Annotated in this window: 15 protein-coding genes; 1 reads left to right on the top strand and 14 read right to left on the bottom strand. The window is 49.8% G+C overall.

Annotated elements, in window-relative coordinates; genetic code table 11:
- Window positions 1-25: 25 nt before the first annotated feature.
- The 8 genes from J2T14_RS15205 to J2T14_RS15170 form a co-directional block, all read right to left on the bottom strand.
- The gene (locus tag J2T14_RS15205) at window positions 26-913 is read right to left on the bottom strand and encodes a carbohydrate ABC transporter permease (protein WP_307472072.1); all 888 of its coding nucleotides are present in this window, start codon (window positions 911-913) and stop codon (window positions 26-28) included.
- Between the two features lie 147 nt (window positions 914-1,060).
- Complete coding sequence (locus tag J2T14_RS15200; protein ID WP_307472070.1) at window positions 1,061-2,401, bottom strand: ABC transporter substrate-binding protein; 1,341 nt, start codon at window positions 2,399-2,401, stop codon at window positions 1,061-1,063.
- A gap of 100 nt (window positions 2,402-2,501) precedes the next feature.
- Window positions 2,502-4,121, bottom strand: a complete 1,620-nt coding sequence (locus tag J2T14_RS15195; RefSeq protein ID WP_307472069.1) for a response regulator — start codon at window positions 4,119-4,121, stop codon at window positions 2,502-2,504.
- A gap of 1 nt (window position 4,122) precedes the next feature.
- Window positions 4,123-5,838: a cache domain-containing sensor histidine kinase gene (locus J2T14_RS15190; RefSeq protein WP_307472067.1), complete on the bottom strand. Its 1,716-nt coding sequence runs from the start codon at window positions 5,836-5,838 to the stop codon at window positions 4,123-4,125.
- Between the two features lie 262 nt (window positions 5,839-6,100).
- Complete coding sequence (locus J2T14_RS15185; RefSeq protein WP_307472065.1) at window positions 6,101-8,017, bottom strand: ABC transporter permease; 1,917 nt, start codon at window positions 8,015-8,017, stop codon at window positions 6,101-6,103.
- Complete coding sequence (locus J2T14_RS15180) at window positions 7,992-8,762, bottom strand: ABC transporter ATP-binding protein (RefSeq protein ID WP_307472063.1); 771 nt, start codon at window positions 8,760-8,762, stop codon at window positions 7,992-7,994. Before J2T14_RS15180 ends, J2T14_RS15185 begins: the two co-directional genes overlap by 26 nt.
- Before the next feature lie 108 nt (window positions 8,763-8,870).
- On the bottom strand, window positions 8,871-9,860 hold the full coding sequence (locus tag J2T14_RS15175; protein ID WP_307472060.1) for a sensor histidine kinase: 990 nt from the start codon (window positions 9,858-9,860) through the stop codon (window positions 8,871-8,873).
- On the bottom strand, window positions 9,857-10,564 hold the full coding sequence (locus J2T14_RS15170; RefSeq protein ID WP_307472058.1) for a response regulator transcription factor: 708 nt from the start codon (window positions 10,562-10,564) through the stop codon (window positions 9,857-9,859). The genes J2T14_RS15175 and J2T14_RS15170 overlap by 4 nt, the downstream gene beginning before the upstream one ends.
- 204 nt (window positions 10,565-10,768) lie before the next feature.
- Here J2T14_RS15170 and J2T14_RS15165 point away from each other — a divergent pair, with 204 nt between their 5' ends.
- A complete protein-coding gene (locus J2T14_RS15165) occupies window positions 10,769-11,707 on the top strand; it encodes a hypothetical protein (RefSeq protein ID WP_307472056.1) in 939 nt (312 codons plus the stop codon).
- Between the two features lie 87 nt (window positions 11,708-11,794).
- Here J2T14_RS15165 and J2T14_RS15160 read toward each other — a convergent pair whose 3' ends face one another.
- The 6 genes from J2T14_RS15160 to J2T14_RS15135 all read right to left on the bottom strand — a co-directional run bounded on the left by J2T14_RS15160 (window position 11,795) and on the right by J2T14_RS15135 (window position 19,277).
- A complete protein-coding gene (locus J2T14_RS15160; RefSeq protein WP_307472054.1) occupies window positions 11,795-13,249 on the bottom strand; it encodes an extracellular solute-binding protein in 1,455 nt (484 codons plus the stop codon).
- A gap of 117 nt (window positions 13,250-13,366) precedes the next feature.
- Entirely contained in the window at window positions 13,367-14,245 is an 879-nt protein-coding gene (locus J2T14_RS15155; protein WP_307200929.1) for a carbohydrate ABC transporter permease, read from the bottom strand.
- Between the two features lie 2 nt (window positions 14,246-14,247).
- Window positions 14,248-15,147, bottom strand: a complete 900-nt coding sequence (locus tag J2T14_RS15150) for a carbohydrate ABC transporter permease (protein ID WP_307472934.1) — start codon at window positions 15,145-15,147, stop codon at window positions 14,248-14,250.
- A gap of 152 nt (window positions 15,148-15,299) precedes the next feature.
- Complete coding sequence (locus tag J2T14_RS15145; RefSeq protein WP_307472052.1) at window positions 15,300-16,643, bottom strand: response regulator; 1,344 nt, start codon at window positions 16,641-16,643, stop codon at window positions 15,300-15,302.
- 25 nt (window positions 16,644-16,668) lie between these two features.
- Window positions 16,669-18,483 (bottom strand): sensor histidine kinase, encoded by a 1,815-nt coding sequence (locus J2T14_RS15140; protein ID WP_307472050.1) that lies wholly within the window; start codon window positions 18,481-18,483, stop codon window positions 16,669-16,671.
- A 182-nt stretch (window positions 18,484-18,665) separates the two neighbouring features.
- A complete protein-coding gene (locus J2T14_RS15135; protein WP_307472049.1) occupies window positions 18,666-19,277 on the bottom strand; it encodes a TetR/AcrR family transcriptional regulator in 612 nt (203 codons plus the stop codon).
- Window positions 19,278-19,316 lie beyond the last annotated feature (39 nt).

Below are 19,316 nucleotides of genomic sequence, written 5' to 3'. Positions count from 1 at the left end.
CTTTTTCACACTCCGATCCGAACGGTTAGGTCCGACTTTTCCTTTGGCTGAATAGATAATATAAAATAAATCCGCAAATCATAAATCCGAGCATCATCGACGCCAGGGCGGAAGCATTTCCGAAATTATAGGATTCCATCGCATATCGGTAGATCATAATGGGCAGCGTCTCGGAAGCATACAACGGGCCGCCTTCCGTCATGACCCAAATGAAATCGAAGTTGATTGCCGTCCAGATAACGTGAATAAAAATAACGGTTAGCGAAACGATCTTCAGTTGCGGCATCACAATGCGGAAGAACCGGGTTCTTACGCCTGCTCCGTCAATGGCCGCAGCCTCGAGCATATCGCGTGATACGGACTGAAGGCTTGCCAGCAGGCTGATCGTATAGAACGGAAAGCTTCTCCAGATGTTGACGAATACAACCGTCAGCAATGCCGTATCGAGCTCTCCTAACCAATAATACGGTTTATCGATAATGCCGAGCTTCGTAAGCCATAAATTAATAATGCCGTAATCCGGCGTCAGCATCCAAGTCCAAGTCATGCCTGCAATAACGATCGGAACAACCCATGGAATAATGATGATCGCTCTAAATAGGGATCTGCCCCGCACCTGCTGGTTCAACGCTACGGCGGACACAAGACCCATTGCATATTCGCCGGCGACGGAGAGCACGGTCCAGACGACGGTGTTCCATAACGCTTTCGCAAAATATTCATTATGAATGACTTCCTTAAAGTTGCTTAGACCGGAAAACCCGCTTAACGACTTATTGAGCAAATTTTTAAAATGAATGCTGTCCCATAATACGGTTATCAACGGATAGGCATTAAGCAATATAAAAAACAGGGCAGCCGGCAGAACAAACCAATAGGCCGCCGTCCTGAGCCTTCTTTCTCTTAACGTCATTCTGAATGAACGTTCCGCGCGATTCCGACTTCCCGCAGTTTTGATTATTTCAATAGGGTTTCTCATCTCTCTCACCGCATTCTGTTGGAATAGAAAGGGCAGGCCAAGCCTGCCCTTCGGTCGTGCTATCAAGTTAGAGATCGATTTTTATTTGCCGCTCAATTCATTCGTGGTTTCAAGGCTCTTGTTTATCGCCTCCGCCAACCACTTGGCTACAGATTCAGGAGAATCGTTCTTCAGCATGGTGCGCGCAAGCGCATCTTCCATCGCCTTCGTAATGCCCCCCAAGGAAACGGTAGGGAATACGACACCTTGATCGGCTAAAGCCATGAAGTCTTTGCCCCAGCCTGCTTCGCTTACGACGTCATTGCGCGGAGCTTTCGACGGGTTAACCGCGTTTTGGTAATCCGCGCTCATAAGAAACTGGGCAAGCTCCCACGTCGCATCGAGATGGTCGGAGTTGTATACGTAGAGCGGCGCGATTTCCATAAAGGTGGCAGGCGTTTTTTTGTAGGGCGGCGCTGCCACTTTTACGTCTTTCATGCCTTCCGGATTTTCCGTGCTGCGTCCTTCGATCCAAGGTCCGTTGACAACCATTGCGTATTGGCCGAGTACGAAGTTTTGGTCCTCTTCTTCCCAGCCCCAAGTTTTGGCGTCGGCAGTGATCGTTTTATTAGCTTGCAAGTCTTGATAAAATTTAAATACCTCGGTCGCTTTAGCTAACTCGTCGGGATTGTCCAGCCACGTATTTTTGTATTTGCCGTCGTCCATCTTTTTAGCTAGCTGAACATCGTTTTGCGCGAGATACATAATAAGCTCTTGGGGCGAACGGACGCCTGCGCCGGCGATGCCATACGCTTCTTTGCCTGTTTTATCCTTGATGGCCGCACTCATCGCAAGCAGTTCGTCCCATGTTGCCGGAGGTGCGTCAAATCCGGCGTCTTTTAGTATTTGCTCATGATAGAGAAGTGCGCGAATGCCCAAATAGTTCGGTAGAGCCATTACTTTGCCGTCCACTTTAAGGGCATCCCATACGTTCGCGTACACTTTGTTTTTATCCGCCCATTTGTCCACGTAAGGCGTCAGATCGGCAAGCGCGCCGAAGTTGTTAAATTCGCCGAACCATTCCGCAAGGCCCCAGCTAATGTCCGGCGCATCGCCGGCATTAATGGAAGCTACCAGCTTGTCATGCAAAATATCGTACGTAATGACTTGAAGGTCGACGCTAATATTTTTATGCGCTTCGTCGAACTCCTTCACTTTAGCTTGAATCGTCTTTCCCTCATCCGTGCTTGGATCGAGCGCAGCCCAGAACTTTAAGTTTACTTCCTTCTCCGCCTCGTTACCGGTGGCAGCGGAATCGGTATTGCCGCTTGCGTCCGCCTTGTTCGCGTCGTTGTCCCCTCCGTTGCCTCCCCCACATGCGGATAACATTAGCGCAAGTAACGACGTAACGATAACGATAGCGGTGCTTTTTCTTGCTTTCATGCGTGTGATCCCCTCTCCTTTATTGTTCCTTGCATCTCTAATTGTAGCTTCAAGGCTGCGCCGCTCCCATGCGATAATCTTCGCGGTATTGTTTAAAATATTAAGATTGCTCCTTCCGCTTGTACTGAGTAGGCTGCATGCCGACTGCTTTTTTGAACACTTGGCTAAAATACCGCTGGTCCATGTAACCTACCTGCTCCGCGATTTCATACGTCTTTAGCTCGCTCTCTTTAAGAAGACGCTTGGCATGTTTCATGCGAATTTCCGTTACGAATTCCATAAAGCTTAATTCCGTCGCCTGTTTGAACAGCGTGCAAAAATAGTTTTTATTCAAATAAAATCGCTGCGAAATATCATCTAGCGTTACGGTGCGATAATGTTCCTCGATGTAGCGGCAAATGACCTCGATAAGCGTTTTGCCGTTTTTTAATCTTCTTTCGTTACCGGTCAACGACAATAAACGTTCGAATATTTGGGTCAAAAGCTCTTTGAGCTGCGGGACGTTCATTTCCAGAAGCCTGTTTTTGCCTTCGCTTACGAGCAGCAAAACGTCTTCATTCTGGCTTTTCGCTTCGATTTTTTCGAGTAGGACGGAAGCGGATATCTTTAGTTCTCTTCCCCTTATTCCGGCTAAAGCTTTATCTTCGAATGCTTCGTTCAGCTTCGTCATCAGCAGCTTGCCGTCCCTCAAAATACCCGTCTCGAGAAGCATCTCGACCGATAGGCCGATTTGTTTCCAAATGTCCGAATACGGCTCAGTCATACCGGCTTCCTGCTTGATTGATGTACCTGCGCCATAATATGCAATCAGCTCTTTGTCGTCAAGCGGAATGGAATCGAGCGCATGGGATGCCTCGCGGTAAGCCGCCGATAATTTGGACAGCTTTGTTTTGTGCAGGCTCACGCCAAGCTTCGCATGCACGTGAAGATATTTTTGCAGCGATTGAAGCGTTCTGACCAGCAGCACGGGAAGCCGTTTATCCTCTTTGTCACGGGAAGCGCAGAGCAGTATGATTTCATTGGACTTCGTCAGTTGTCTGTAAACGATAAGTTTGGAGGCGTGCTCCAGCGATTCGCGCACTATATTGCGGACGGCAAAATGGAAGACGCCCCGGTCTCCTTTGTATTTCGCGTTTACCTTCTCCTCTTGATTAAGGATCCTTAATACGGCTAGGTAATACCCGTTCTCCGGCAGCTCGATTTGCAATTGCTCCGCTCTCACGAACAATTCATGTTCGTCAATTTCGCCGGAGCTTACCGCATGCGTAAACAACTCATCCGTCAGAACGGAAAGCCCCGAACGGATAACCGCCGTTTGTCTGATTTGCTCCGTTTTCACCGCGGAGTTCTGATGAAGCTTCTCCACGACAAGGTCGAGCACTCGAAGCAGCTCTGCCTCCTGAACGGGCTTCAGCACATAATCGAACGCCCCCAGCAGAAACGCCTTGCGCGAATATTCGAAATCTCCGTGTCCGCTCAGTACGATCACTTCCGCCGTATTTCCGGTTTGCCTCAGCCATTCCATAAATTTAAGACCGTCCATGATCGGCATCCGGACGTCGGTCAATATCAACTGCGGATTGTGAAATCGGACGAGTTCGCATGCCTCTTCGCCGTTTAAAGCATGTCCTGCAATCGACCAACCTAACTCCTCCCAAGGAATCAGCGCTTTCAAATGTTCGTAAACGGCGGTTTCATCATCTACGATTAATATCTTCATTCTATCCCCCCTCTTTTAGCGGTAGTTTGCAAATGACGATTGTTCCTTTAGCCGCGCGGCTAAGAATCGTAACGCCGAATGTTTCCCCGCATATCAATCCGATTCGTTTGTTCACATTGTGAAGGCCGATTGACATTTTTCCCGCGCTGCCGCGGGAATCATTGCTTTTAAGCAGCTCATTGACGGCCGCAAGCTTCTCATCCGTCATGCCGTTTCCATTGTCCGCGACATACAATCGCAGTATTCCCGCCTCTTTGTCCGCTCTCCCGCTAATCCGAATGAGACCTCGGCTATTGGCGCTTGGATGAATGCCATGTTCGATCGCATTCTCGACGAGAGGCTGCAATATGAGCTTAGGAATGGCATAATCGCGAATTTCCGGCGCGATTTCCAATCTCGAATAAATACGTCCCGTATAGCGCTTGCCGATAATGACTAAATAGTTTCGGACATGCATCGTTTCTTCTTTTACGGTGACCCATTCGCTAGCCAGGCTCATGTTGTACCGATACATGTTGCTTAAGCTCTGGCAAATCAGCTTTAAGTCCGGCACTCGGTTCACATCCGCGATGCCGGACATCATCTGAAGCGTATTGAACAGAAAATGCGGAGATATTTGCGCTTGAAGCGCCATAATCTGCGATTCTTGATTCATTAGTCTAAGCTTCAAATCATGATCGATCATTTGCTTAATCGTCTCCGCCATTCGGTTGAACTGATTACCCAGAAAGCCGATTTCATCCTGCGTTTGAACTTCCACTCTCGCATCGTAATCGCCGATCTGGATGCGGGTCATCTTGCGATGCATGTTAACGATCGGCTTCGTGATGTCAAAGCTCAAAAATAACGAAATGACCAAAGCCAGCAATACGGAGACGCCCACCGCTATAAATGCCAATGTGCGGTATAACAACAGCTTTGGATCGATTTCGTAAGCGTAACGCAAAGTGAGGTTTTTGCTTTCAAGCGGTACTGACATGTTCACGACGCGGCTGCCCGATGATTGGGCATCCAAAACCTTTCCCGTTAGAGAAGGCAGCGTATGGTACAATACGAACCGCTCATTATCGGTAATCGCAATATGCCCTTTATAGAAGCCGTTGTACCGTTCCACCAGACTTCTGAAGTTTTGTTCCTTTATATCGATGACAAGCAAGCCTACGGGCTTGCCAAGCGAGCGTACGGGAAAAAGATATTGGATAATCGGTTCCTTGTATATGCTGTCGTACCTTAACACCGTCGTCGGCTGATATCGTTTGTCTTCGGCGGTTTGCAGAAGCGATCGCACATAATCCGGTTCGAGATGCGGATATAACATCGGGTAAAAACTGCCGAGCTCTTCTCCGTCATTCCGTAAGATATACATGCCGATAATGTCCGTTAATCGTGATTGATTGTAAACGGTAAGAAAAAACTCTCTAATGTCTTTGACCGTATCATACGTTCTGCTGTCGGTCAGAAATGGTTCATTTAGAGCTATGCTGCGAATTAATCCGGGATTGGAATAGATTTGGTAAGCGGTTTCATTTAAGTTCCTTGCATACTCGTCGATTCGATCCTTCAAATCCTCCTCTACCCGAATCCGCGCGAAGTCGCGATCGTCTTTTATCGTTTGGGACACTTGGAACAATATAATGCCGGACGTTATGGAAAGAGGCAATGCGGTAGAGAGAAGCATAGCTAAAAATATTTTCATTTGAATGCGTTTTGGTTTCATCGTTTCACGATCCTTCGCGCCAAGGTGACTTCTTCAGTTCGATGTTGATTCTTTTACAATACTGCCGCATTAAGCAAGAGTTAATGATGAGATATTAAGGATAATGTTGAAAATATTCAGGTTTCACTCCTTCATTCTAAGATGTACCGCCAATCCCTGGCTACTTTTATTAAAAGGCAATTGCAATTGAAGAAGGCTGCTCCGACTGGAGCAGCCTAAACCTTGTTTTATTTATCATCTAGATTAGTTCAACCTTTGCCGCTTACGCCAGCTTCTGATACATATGGCGCAAGTAACGCCAGCGGATCATGAAGAAATACACTAACTGAATAAGGAAGAACGAAATATAAATGTTGGCCGCGTTGCCGAACATCGGATATTGAACGAGATTCTCCATATTGATGAACGCCACGACGCTATGGATAAGCCCCATCAAGAACGGCAGGAAGAACATAAGCACAAGCTGGCGGGTGACTAACCGCTTAAGCTCCTTGCGGCTAAGTCCCAGCTTGCTGATCATCTGGTATTGCCGCTCGTCCCGATCCAGATCCGCATACAGGCGGAAGTAGATGAAGCTTGCCGCGAACGTGAAGAAGACGACGCCGACGAGCACGCTAATAATGAACAAAATCGCGTTCAACTGCTTATCGTGATACCAGTCCATGACGAGTAAAGTATAATAATATTCGCCGGTCTCGCTTTGTGTCGGAATGAGCTCCTCCAAGCCTCGGCTCATGCTTAAAGTATTCGACCAGTCTGGCACGACAAAGTATACCGTCTTGTTGATGCTATTTTCCTGCTCATACTGTGACTTTGGAATCGTATTGAACAGCTCGTCGGGCACAATTAGCGTATCATCGTAATTCATTAATATGAGTTCATTAAACCTACTCTTTATGGTCATGTCCGCTCCGGACCACTCTCTCACCGCTGTTAGCAGCGCATCGTCATCGTAGCTTCGATTGTTGCGCGATGCAATCCCCGACGCGACGCTCGCTTCCGTATTCGACAAGCTCTCCGGCCCATAGCCAAGCATCGCAGCAAGCTTGTTGAAGTCGCTAAGCCGAATGACCATTCCACCTGCGTTCGTATACCTTTGCGTAACAGCAGCCTTCTCATAAGTGAATCCGCCGCTCGATAACTTCTCATCAAACGTCTTAATATGCTCTTGCTCCAGCTTGTTGTTGTGATACGATCGGTACGTGATTGCATAAGGATTCATTTTCTCCGAACGGACAGGATCTCCGACCGCCAGGCAGACGCCAATCCCCGAGAACGCAACCGCCATGACAGTAGCGACCATAAAAAACATTATCGCATTGTCCTTCATCCGGTACGTCAGATCCGATAACGTCAATAGATTAATCCGTCGGAAAAAGAACTTCTCCCGCTTCTTCATTGCACGTATCGCATACACGCTCAGTTGCGTGAACAGGAAGTATGTGCCGAGTATTACGCTTCCGACTGCGGCGATAAGCAGCGGGAAGTAGAACGCTTTTCCGAGTACGAAATAGAACACCATCCCATAGCCAGCCAAGATCAGTACAATTGCCAGCAGCGACAGCCATAATGACGCCTTCGGCTCGGGCTTCGGCTTCTCGCCTTCTTTGATGAGATCAAGCACCTGATTGCGCTTGCCGATCCGCATCGTAAGGAGCGAAATAAACAAGAAGAGCAGCGCGAACGCCCCCGCCGTCGTCCATATGGCTTCAATAGGAACATAGAAGTCGAGACTCTTCTCGAGCATCAGCATGCGCGAGCTTACCATTAAAATCAGCTTCGTAAAGATCAGTCCAACGAGGATGCCGCAGACGACGGAAGCCAGTCCGATCACCATATTTTCGATAAACGTCAGCTTCTTGCGCTGTTTCTCCGACATGCCGAGGATAAGTAGAATGCCGAATTCGCGTTTCCTGACCTTAAGGAAGGCGCTCGTCGAATAAAGCAGGAACAAGAACGAGAAAATAAAAATCAAATATTGCGAGACTTTAAGCCCCATCCCCCCAAGGTACGAAGCCGTTTCGCTGCTGGAAGCAAGCTGTCCCTGGAAATCCGGATGGTAGAGCAGCACCGCGTAGATGAAGAACACCATGACGGAGAAGGCGCTGCTCATGAAGTGAGCGGCGTACGTTCGTTTTTTGCGATAAACGTTATTAAACGCGAATTGTCGAAAATTCATTCTCATTCCCTCCAAGCAAGGCAAGCACGTTGATGATTTTTTGGTAGAAGGCTGGTCGGTTGTCGCCGCAATGGATCTCGGTATAGAATTGGCCATCCTTGATAAACACGACTCTATCGCAGTAACTCGCGGCCATTGCATCATGCGTTACTAGCATCGTCGTCGCATTCTCCTCCCTGTTCAGCTGCGCCATCAGTTCCATTACGTCGCGCGCCGACTTGGAATCGAGGTTGCCGGTCGGCTCGTCGGCCAGCAGCAGCTTCGGAGTATGGACAAGCGCCCGCGCAATCGCCGTACGCTGCGCCTGACCGCCCGATATTTCATAGGTACGCTTATCGAGAATGCCGCTGATGCCAAGCTTCTCCGCCATATAAGCGACTCGCCTGTTCATCTCCTTCAGTTCGATACCCTCGAGCGTTAGCGGAAGTACGATGTTTTCCTTTACCGTGAGCGTGTCGAGCAGGTTGAACGCTTGGAAGACGAAGCCGAGCTCCCTGCGGCGGAATTGGGCTAGCTTCTCCGAGGACAGCTCGTATGGGTCCTGCCCGTTAATGCGCACCTCGCCGGAAGTAGGACGATCGATCGTGGACACCATGTTAAGCAGCGTTGTTTTGCCGCTGCCCGACGGGCCCATGATGCCGACGAACTCCCCCTTCTGAATCGTTAGATCCACGTTCGTCAGCGCTTTATAAGCAACCTTGCCTGGATATATTTTATTTAAACTTTTTACATGCAGCAGCTCCACTGAATGATCTCTCCTCGCATTTCGTTGATAGCTCTAGTCTAGCCCAAAAAAGCCGCCGCTCCTATGAGCGCAGCTTTCATTTACCTAACAACTTTGTAAGGTTGCGGGTTATGTCCGAGCCGCGTATGGGAACGTGATGCGAACCGTTGTCCCTTCGCCAACCTTCGACTCGAGCTTAATGTCATGGTTCATCTTATCCAGCACCAGCTTCACGATATAGAGGCCCATGCCCGTGGACTCCTTGAACCTGCGTCCATTCTCCCCGGTGAAGAAAGGCAGGAAGACCCGGGATAGATCGGAAGCCGGGATGCCGGCTCCGCGATCGATGACTTCCAATATAACCGACCGATCGTCCGTCGTTGCCGATACCGTCACTTTCTTCTTCGATCCTGACGAATAGTTGACTGCATTGGCAATCAACTGCTGCAAAATAAACCGAAGCCACTTGGCATCGGATTCCACGCGCAGCTCTTCCTCGATCCGAATTTCCGGGTAAACGAAGCTGCGTATGAACAACCGTTTATTTTCCAAAATCACATCGTTCACCAGCTCTCGAAGCGACAGCGTCTCCACCTGAAAATCCTGCTCGAACGTCTCCAGCCTCGCCATGTACAGCACCATCTCGAGCCCTTTGCGGATGCGGTCCGTTTCCTCGGACATGCTGATATCTCGCGGCTCGTCGCTGTCCTGCAGCAGCAGCTCCAACACCGAAAGCGGCGTCTTCATCTGATGCACCCATTGATTCATGAACGTAATTTGATTCTGCCGCTTGCGCTCGTCTTCTAATATTCGTTTCTCATAATGGCGGTATTGCGACTGCAGCAGCTCTCCCAGAGCCGCTTGCAGCGGCGCGTCTTCCAGACTTTGAATCGACTCTTCCAACCGTATCTGCTTGCTCGACAGCACCTCATAGAACCGCCGATGGTTCGTATAACGATAGACCAAATAAACGGCAACGAAGAAGAAGCCGAGCAAATAAGCGTACAACGCAACCTTCCAATTCCGAAATCCTTCCAAGTAAAAGACAACGGTCACCGTTGCCATCTGCAACAGAACGACAACTATTACCGGCCATTGTTCGCGGGCAAACAGCTTCATGGCTGCCTCCCCTCGCTCCAGGTGTCGCTTAGCCGGTAGCCCGTGCCGCGAACCGTCTCCAGAGAGCCTTCAATGCCAAGTTCCGCCAGCTTCTTGCGCACGCGCGTAATGTTGACGCTGAGCGCGTTATCGTCCACATACGTGTAGTCGTCCCATAGCTTCTCCAGTATCGTCTCTCTGCTGACCAACCGCTCGAACCGGCTAAGCAGCGTCTCTACAAGCACCGTTTCCTTCTTCGTCAACGCTGCGGTCTTGTCCCCTAGGCGAAGCTCCATTCGTTCCGGGTAAAGCGTTAATCCCGCCCGTTCAACGAGCCGTTCCGCCGAGGCTGCGGCATAATCGCCGTATACCCGCCTAAGCTGGCTGCGAATTTTGGCCATGACGACCTCATAATGGAACGGCTTCGTCATATAATCGTCGCCGCCGTTCTCGATCGCCCGCACTTGATCCATCTCGCCGCTGCGCGCGGATATGAAGATGATCGGGCAAGTCGATACGGTACGAATCTGCCTGCACCAATAGAAGCCGTCGAAGCTTGGCAAATTAATGTCCATCAGCACCGCATGCGGCCTGATCTGCTGGAACTGATCCAATATATGTTGAAAGTCGCCGGCAATAACGGCCTCGTTGCCGTATTTCTTGATATGCGCGCGCAGCAGCTCGGCTATCTTCGCGTCATCCTCTACGATCATGATCGTATACATGCTCCGCCTCCATTAGACATTTGGTATAGAACAATTATACACCGATGACGTAAGCGGAGAAAAATAGCAGCAGAATCACGTGGAAGCGATAGGGCTAGTGTCTCCCAAGGCGCGCTAGACGGCAAAAGATAGTGTATACCCCAGAACCCCGCATCCTTAAAAAGGATACATATATAGAAGTACGAACCATTAGGAGGAACGCATATGACGAACGTCTATATCAAACGTCCATCCGTCTCCATTAAAGGCAGATACGTCATTGATCCGAGGCAGATGACTCCGGCACATCATCATCATCATCATGAACGTCAAGCGCCCATTCCGCACCTTACTGGGCCTAAACCTGTCAAACACAAAATAATCGCCAAAATGCCTAGAAAGCACTGCGGTTGCCCTACAACCCGACCACTATTGTTCCTGGAATGCCAAAGTCCGCCCGTAAGCCGCAGACTCGAGCGCGAGCGTGAACGCGAGCATGAACAATCGCACGAGATATGTCCTAAACCTCATCAATGCAGAAAACTTAAAAAAGCCAAAAAAGTTAAAATCGTCAAACGGGCTAAGGCTATCAAAAGATTCAAGAAGGTATATCTCGTTAAGAAGGAACATGTCGTTAAAAAGGTATATCTCGTTAAGAAGGAACATGTCGTTAAAAAGGTACATGAAGTTAAGCCTACCAAATGTATGAGAGAACCTCAGGAAGCTAGAGGTCTGCGCAGAGGTCCGCGCGGCTTTAGCGAGTCGCGTGGCTGGAGAGGAAGAAGAGGCTTGCAAGGTCCGGAAGGTTTGCGGGGACTTACAGGCGCCACCGGGGCTGCGGGCGCTCTTGGACCGATTGGTCCGATGGGTCCTCAAGGCATCCAAGGACCAGTGGGACCTACAGGAGCTACGGGTCCTCAAGGCATTCAAGGCCCTCCTGGACCAGCCTTCATAGGGGACTTTACCGAACTGCTTACCCTGTTGGAGACGTATTTGCTGAACGGCACTTTGGTTACCGTGATGACCGCCGGGCTGCCGACGGGCTTTACCGGCACCGTATTCAGTATCCAGGACACGCTTGCCACCTTTGTTACCGATACGACAACGTTCATGATCATTCCGCTTAATCAAATCACGAACATTGAAACGGTCCCTCCGGTATAAGGTTAAAACAACTGCCGCTTTACCCTATCCCCTTATACGATAGATGCCCGATTCTCCAATTGGAGAACCGGGCTTCCTTCTGCCTTGCTATTCGACTTTGATGGCATCGTAGAATTTCTCTTGCACCAGCTTCGCGGAGTTGTCGAGCAGCTTCTGCAGGTCTGCGCCTTCTTTGGAAAACACCTCTTGCAGGACGTTCGTTACTTCGCCGTAGTAATCTTGCGTATTGTATTGCGCTTCCGCTTTGCCGTCGAGCAAGCTATCCGATTCCGCAGCGTATTTGTATACGTTGTCGTATTTGTCGAAGATCGCTTTTGCCTTTTGGCCGTATTCGGAATCGCTGCCGAAGTAGTTCAATTGCGGCGGAATGAAGAATTTGCCTTCCTCTTGGCGTTTCTTAATATCGTTCTCTAGCGACTCCAGACCTTTGTCCGTGAAGTAGTCGAAGGTTACATATCGGAATGCGATTTCTTGCTCCTCTTTCGTTGCGTTCGGGTTGATGACAAGATAGTCGCCGCCAAGAACGCCTGTATGCTTGCCGCTCGCATCCGCTTTCGGCATCGGGAATGTCAATACGTCCTCCGGCTTCATGCCGCCTTGGTTAAGGGCTTGCTCCAGAACGCCTTCAGCGCCGGCAATAACCATAGCCGTCCGGCCTTGCGCGAATGCGCCTACCGCATCGCCCCAGCCAAGCGCCCAGTCTTGCGGAATGGCATTCGCTTCCCATCTCAGCTTGTTGTAGAACTCAAGCGCTTTGATGCCTGCAGCCGAGTTGAAGGCTGCCGTTACTTTGCCGTCAACCACCGTTTGAATCTCGCCGCCTGCTTCGAACAAGAAGTTCGTCCAGTTCCAGCCGGCTTCCGTGCCTCTGCCCATCGGCGCGATACCGGCAATTCCTTTGCCCGGGTCGGCAACCTCTTTAGCCGTTTTGTACATATCGTCCCATGTCCAGTCATAACCAGGAACGGCTACGCCTTTGTCGTCAAGCATCTTCTTATTGACAACCGTCGTCGTTACGTAACCTTTTTGGGAGATGCCGTATACTTTGCCGTCGATGTTGAACTGCGATTGCAGAATCGGGTTGATTTGATCTTTGTATTCGTAGTTATCCCACAGCTCCGTAATATCGGCAGCCCAGCCGCGCTCAACGAGGAACTTCGCTTCCGTTGCCCATGTATTGAATACCGTCGGCGCTTCATTGGAAGCCATCTTCACGCCGATCTCCGTCGGATTGTAGTGCCAATCGCTCTTCACGATTTCAACGTTCGGATATTCTTGGATGAAACGCGCGATTTTGTCGTCCTCAGCCTTGCGGTTCTCCACTTGGTCAGGCAAAGGATAATAAATGCTGATCGTTACTTTCTTCTCCTTGATGTCTTCCTTCGGAGGTTCGGTTGCTTCCGAGCCTTGATCGCTCGGTTTATCGGTTGCCGCGGGCGGCGTTGTTTCCTCCGTGTTCTTGTTTCCGCCGCCGCTGCATGCTGCGACGATCGACATCAGCATGACGAGACAAACCATGACTACGGCATTTTTCTTTAGCATCTTTATACCCCATCTCATTCGGATTTGTATTACATCCTCATCATAACGAAGGCGTTTTCATGCGACGAGGTGTATTATTATGTCGATCATGTGCAGGTTTACGATTCGCGGAATCCGCTATCCCTTAACCCCGCCGAGCTGTAATCCCCGCATAATGTACTTCTGGAACAACAGGAATACGACGATCGGAGGCAGCATGACCATCGTCAGAATCGCGAACCGAATGTTAAGGTCGAGCCTGCGGGCCTGAATAACGTACTTATAGATCGCCGTCGCAAGCGGATACGTATCGTCGCTTTGCATAACGAGCGAAGGCCAGAACCATTCGTTCCACGCGCTCGAGAATACGAAGATCGCAAGCGTCGAGAAGATCGGAATCGATAGCGGAAGCGCGATCCGAATGAACGATCCCCACTCCGATGCTCCGTCAATGCGCGCTGCTTCGAACATTTCATGATGGATATCGTCGAAGAAGTTTTTTAGCAGCAGCAGGAAAAACGCGCTTGCGCCCGCCGGCAGCCAGAATGCCCAGTACGAGTTGAGCAGCCCTAGATCCCTTAAGTTCAGGAAGTTCGGAATAATATACGTGCTCGGCGGAATGAACAGCGTGATCATGAAGAAGAAATAAATCCCTTTCCGAAAAGGAACATTCAGCTTCGATAGACTAAAAGCCGCAAGGCCGAGCACAACGACCGTAACGATCATATTCCCCAAGAAGATCGCCAGCGTATTGCCTAAAAACTGTGTCAGATCGATATAATTCCAGCCCGTATCGTAGTTATCGAAATGCCATTCCGACGGCAGGAAGCGCGGCGGGAAGGAATTAACCTCCGTATTCGCCTTAAGGCCGTTGAACAAGGTCGACAGAATCGGATAAACCATGGAACCGACCATGATTAGAATAACGACGATAACGAACGCCAGACCGACTTTATTTGTGCTTTTCTTATAGTCGTAGTTAGATAAAATGCCGCGTTCAAAGCTCTTGGCTTTCATGGTTAGTTCCCTCCCTTGTTGTTCAGCCTGAATTGCAGCAGCGCCAAACCGCCAAGCACGAGGAACATCAGAACGCCAAGCGCAGATGCTACGCCGTAATCCAATCGTGTCGTCGCATACTTAATAATCAGCAAGGCATACGTAAGCGTTGCTTTGTTCGGTCCGCCGTCAAGCAATGCCAGTTGCGACTGGAACCCTTGCGACGTACTGATGAGCTGCATGACGAGGAGCAGCATTAACAGCCCTCTGATGGACGGCAGCGTAATATGCCAGATTCTACGGAATATGCCCGCGCCGTCGATCTCGGCAGCCTCATACCAGTCCTTAGGAATGCTGAGCATCGCCGCCAAATAAATGAGCATGGCAGAACCGAATTGCTGCCACGACTCCATGAAGACGATCGAGATCATCGACCACGATTTATCGGATAAGAAAGCGATTTGGCTCGTGCCAAGCCCCGTCAGCGCGCCGTTGATCGGACCGACCGGATCGTAGAACCAACGCCATAGCCCGTACAATACGACCGCCGGCAATACGTTGGGCAAATAGGCGGCGATGCGCACGAACCCTTGGAACCGTCGCATCTCGGATATAATAATGGCGAACAGGATCGGAACCCAGAAACCCATAACAAGGCCTAGGAACATGTAATACAAGGAATTTTTGATCGCGATCCACACGTCGGCGTCCTTGAACACCGTTTTATAGTTATCGAAGCCTACAAAATCATTCCCCTTAACGAAGTCGATGTGGTAAAAGCTATAAAAAAAACCTTTCGATATCGGCACCCACAAAAACAGAACAAAAATGACTGCAGCAGGCACTAAAAACAGATAACCCCATAGATGTTTTTTCCACCTGCCCGGCTTGCGCCCGATTTTAACGACCGGCGATCGTCCCATTGCGACTTGTTGTTTCATCAGCGTTCCCTCTTTTCTTTTCTATCGCTCTATATCATTTTAGAAGCATAGAGGCTCGCTGATAATGTGCAAATCTAAGGCAATGATAGTCATTTTTACTCGTTGTGGGCGATAGTAATATTAATTCATTCGTTCTAATCGCTTCCCTGCTTCTTCATCTCGCTTGGACTCATGCCGAAGTGCTTTTTGAATATTTTGCTGAAATGCTCCGGCGACTCGTAGCCGACCCGCTCCGATATTTCGTACCTGCGAAGATCGGTTAGCAGCATAAGCCGCCGGCTCTCTTCCATCCGCAGCTTGATGACATATTCCCATAGATTGTAGCCCGTATCCTTCTTGAACAAATAACTAAGATAGTTCGGACTGACGTGGTTTTTCTGAGCGACCTCGTGCAGCGTAAGACCCTTCTGGTTAAAATATTGATCGATATACGCCTTCGACTTCTCGACGATCAAGCTGTTCTGCGCGCTTAAGTCCTCTTCCGTCGGGTCTTGCGAATATGTGCTCCAATTGAAATCGCCATAGTAAAATACATAATGATCGCGATGCTCGCGGTTCCATAGAATCGCCTTGCGCGCCTGCTCGCCCAGAACGCTTAAGAACTCGATGCCGCGCAAAATTTGGCTAATGCCGACGACGCCATGCAGGTTCAAATATTTGTGAATATTATAATAAAGGCTGCGGCCGATCATATCGAGCTGATTGATCTTATTGACGGAGGGCTCGCTAAACTCGCTCTCGTCCCATTGAATGATTATACTAATTTCCTGATTCGGCGAATAAAAGGACAGATAGTTCCATTCCTTCTCCAGCAGCTCCCCCGCGATATTGAGCGCCGCATATTGCAATAGCTGCGCGTCTCCTGGCGGGATCGCGCGGTGGGCCTTGGCCGGGGCGAAGCCCAGCTTCAGCTTAATGACCGCAAAATACGGTCCTTCGACTCGCCTTCCGAACCGCTCATAGAGCAGCTTTGCCGCTTCGGCGGCGTTGCTCTGGGGCGGCGCAAGCAGCCGGTTGTACAGTTCGGTCCGCTGCGGAAGCGGTTCATCCATGCGGAAGTGCTCCTGCATCTTCGAGAGGAACTGGTCCTCCGCAGCGGCAGGCTTATCCATCTTAAGCAGCACATTCCGCACCGAATCGAGAAATTGCTCATTATTAAGCGGCTTGATCATATAGTCCTTCGCACCGAGACGAATCGCCATCTGCGCGTATTGGAACGTCTCGTATGCGGATATGATGATGGTCTGCACCCACGGCTTAATAAGCTTCGCTTGATGCATCAGCTCGATGCCGTTCATCGACCCCATCTGAATGTCGGTTACGAGCAGATCTATTTCCTCAATGCGCAAATAATCAAGCGCCTCATATCCGCTATGGGCAATATACACATTAGCGATGCTAATGCCCGAAGAGGATACCAGATCGCTTAGTCCGTCACAAATTAACGGCTCGTCGTCCACGATCAATATATTGTACATCTCTGCTCCTCCCCCTCCTATACATCTATACATCGCGCTTTTGCTGCTCCTCCGTTATCATCGGCAAAATGATCGTTGCCGACGTTCCGCCATGCTCTCTTTCCTTATAGCCAAGCCCGTACTGATTGCCGAAATGCAGCTTAATGCGCTGTTGAATGTTGCGGATGCCATAGCCCGACGCATGATCCGGCTTATCCCCGCTCAGCAGACGGTCAAGCGCCGCATAATCGACGGCCTTATGCCCGTTATCCTCTACCTTGATCGTCACGCGCTCGCCTTCGACCATCGCCGAGATGCGGATTTCCCCATCCTCGCCCATGTTCTTCACCGCATGGATCATCGCGTTCTCGATAAGCGGCTGCAGCGTTATTTTCGGGATTAAGATCAAGCGCGCCGCGTCGGGAATGACCCAGTTTACTTCGAATTCGTATTTATATCGCTTCTGCTGCAGACTGACGTAAGCCGAAGCATGCTCCAGCTCTTCCTCCAGCGTAATAAGCTCCCTGCCGCGGCTAAGGCTGATCTTCATCAGCTTGGAAAGCTCCTTGATCATATCCGCCGATTCCGTCTTGCCCTCGAGCGAGCTTTTCCAATATATACTCTCCAGCGTATTGTAGAGCAGATGCGGATTAATCTGCTGATACAGAAGCTGCAATTGCGACTCCTTCTGCTTCAGGTCCATATTGTACTTATAATGAATGAGAACGTTCAGCCTTCTGGCCATATCGTAAAGCGCGCCAACGAGTACGCCAACCTCGTCGTTTCTTCCTTTGAACGGCGTCTCCGGCACGAGCTTGCCCGGCTCATAGGCGCGGACGAACTGCGCCAGCCGCTGCAACGGCGTCATAAGCGAACGCCAAAAATAAATCATGACGATGCAGCCAAGCAGCAAATACGCTACCGAAATCAGTTGAATGACGCGCTTCAGCTCGTTCTGCTGCTTGAGCAACGATTCGACCGGAATTTGATAAATCAGCTTCGTCTGCGAGCTGCGATCATAATTGACGACATAGATCGAATCGTCTGTAATAAGGTCCAGATTGCCTTGCGAATTCACGTTGTCGGGGATCGCTGCCTCAGGCGGCAGCGAAAGAACCGTATCGATCAGACTTGGATCTGTTGCGCTCATGACGCGGTCATTCCAGTCGGTAAAATATATGTTGCCGTCGGGAAGCGATACAGAGCGCAGCGATTCTCCGATCTTCTTATCCATCTGGGTGGCGACTAGAATGCCGATGGTATCGTTTGCAATCGTAACGTTGTTAACGGCCCTGATGTACGCATACGTCTTGACTCTGGACAAGCCGACATTCGTATCGATCATCGCCATATAAGCGCCGCTGTTCCGCTTCACGGCATCATCGAACCAGGACGGCTTCGTCGCGTCGTTGAAGAAATAGACGCCTGTCTGATTGATTTGCCGCTTCGGCGCAAAAAAGTAATAATCGTTCGGATCGTATACATACAGCGAATAGTAGACCGCTTCCCCTCCGTTCAATGGAATGGAGTTGTTGGAGAGCAGCTTGTCGACGCTGTCGAACTTCCGGACCCGTTCGATGACGGTGTCCTGCTCGCTTGGAACGAGCTTCTGCACGACGGGGTTCTGGATCATCGTCGTCGTTATTTTGCTGACGGTATCGATGTCGCGGTTGATTAACGTATAATTTTGTTTGATGAGTTCGACGTACGCATTCGTGACATGATTTTTGAGCAAATGCTCCGTCTTTATGTTGCCGTACCAATGGAGAAGGAAGATCGGGCTGACCATTACGAGGAACAAAAGGATGAGCTGCTGCTTAACGTTCAATTTCGTCATAGGATTGATAAGGCCCGTTCTCATGCTGGCACCTCCGGCTAATAATTGTACTATAGCAAAAAAAGCTTCCCAGAAGTGTGGCTATTTCTATGCTCTTCATGAGCGTTATTACGATATGGCTGCAAACCTGTTTATCATTTCGTAAACGCAAGAAAGAGACCGTCCGCTAAGGCACTGCCGCGTCTAGTCTCTTCTTCGCGATACTATTATTTGTTGATCGTTTCGGGATTTGCAATCAATCGCATCAGCATATCGGCCTTCGGATGCCGATAGTCGTCATTTCCGTTCGAATTGATGACCATAATTCCGGAAAGGACCGATAAATAACAGGCGATAAGCTCCCTGGGATCGTCTGCTGCAATTTCTCCGGCGCGCTGGCCCTCTTGGAACAACGGAAGCAGCATATCCATATAAGTATCCATCGAATACTGCTCCAGAAGCTGCTTGACCTTCTCGGGCACGCCGTCGGACGTACGCGCCTGGTGGATAAGCATGAAGTACGGTGCGCCGCTTTCATCGAGCATTCCTTCCGTCAACGTCCTGATTTTCTCGATCGGCGTTCCCGGCATTGCATAGACGCTTCGCATAGTCGCTTCCGATTCGACCATCGCTTCCTGAACAAGCGACGTGAACAATTCGTCTTTCGATTTGAAATAATGGTAAAGCAGCCCGTTGCTGATGCCTGCCGTTTCCGCGATCATGCTCATCTTTGCGCTAATGATGCCTTTACGGGCAAACACCTGGAAGGCTGCTGCCTTAATTTGCTCTCTTCTTTCATCGCGGATCTGATGCAATTGTTCATCGTTTAATGGTGCCAATGTCGAGTGCTCCTTTGCCGAACGATATAGATATCTATC

It is taken from the genome of Paenibacillus harenae (genome assembly GCF_030812415.1).
Lineage (GTDB): Bacteria > Bacillota > Bacilli > Paenibacillales > Paenibacillaceae > Pristimantibacillus > Pristimantibacillus harenae_A.
This window is presented reverse-complemented; position numbering and strand designations above follow the sequence as displayed.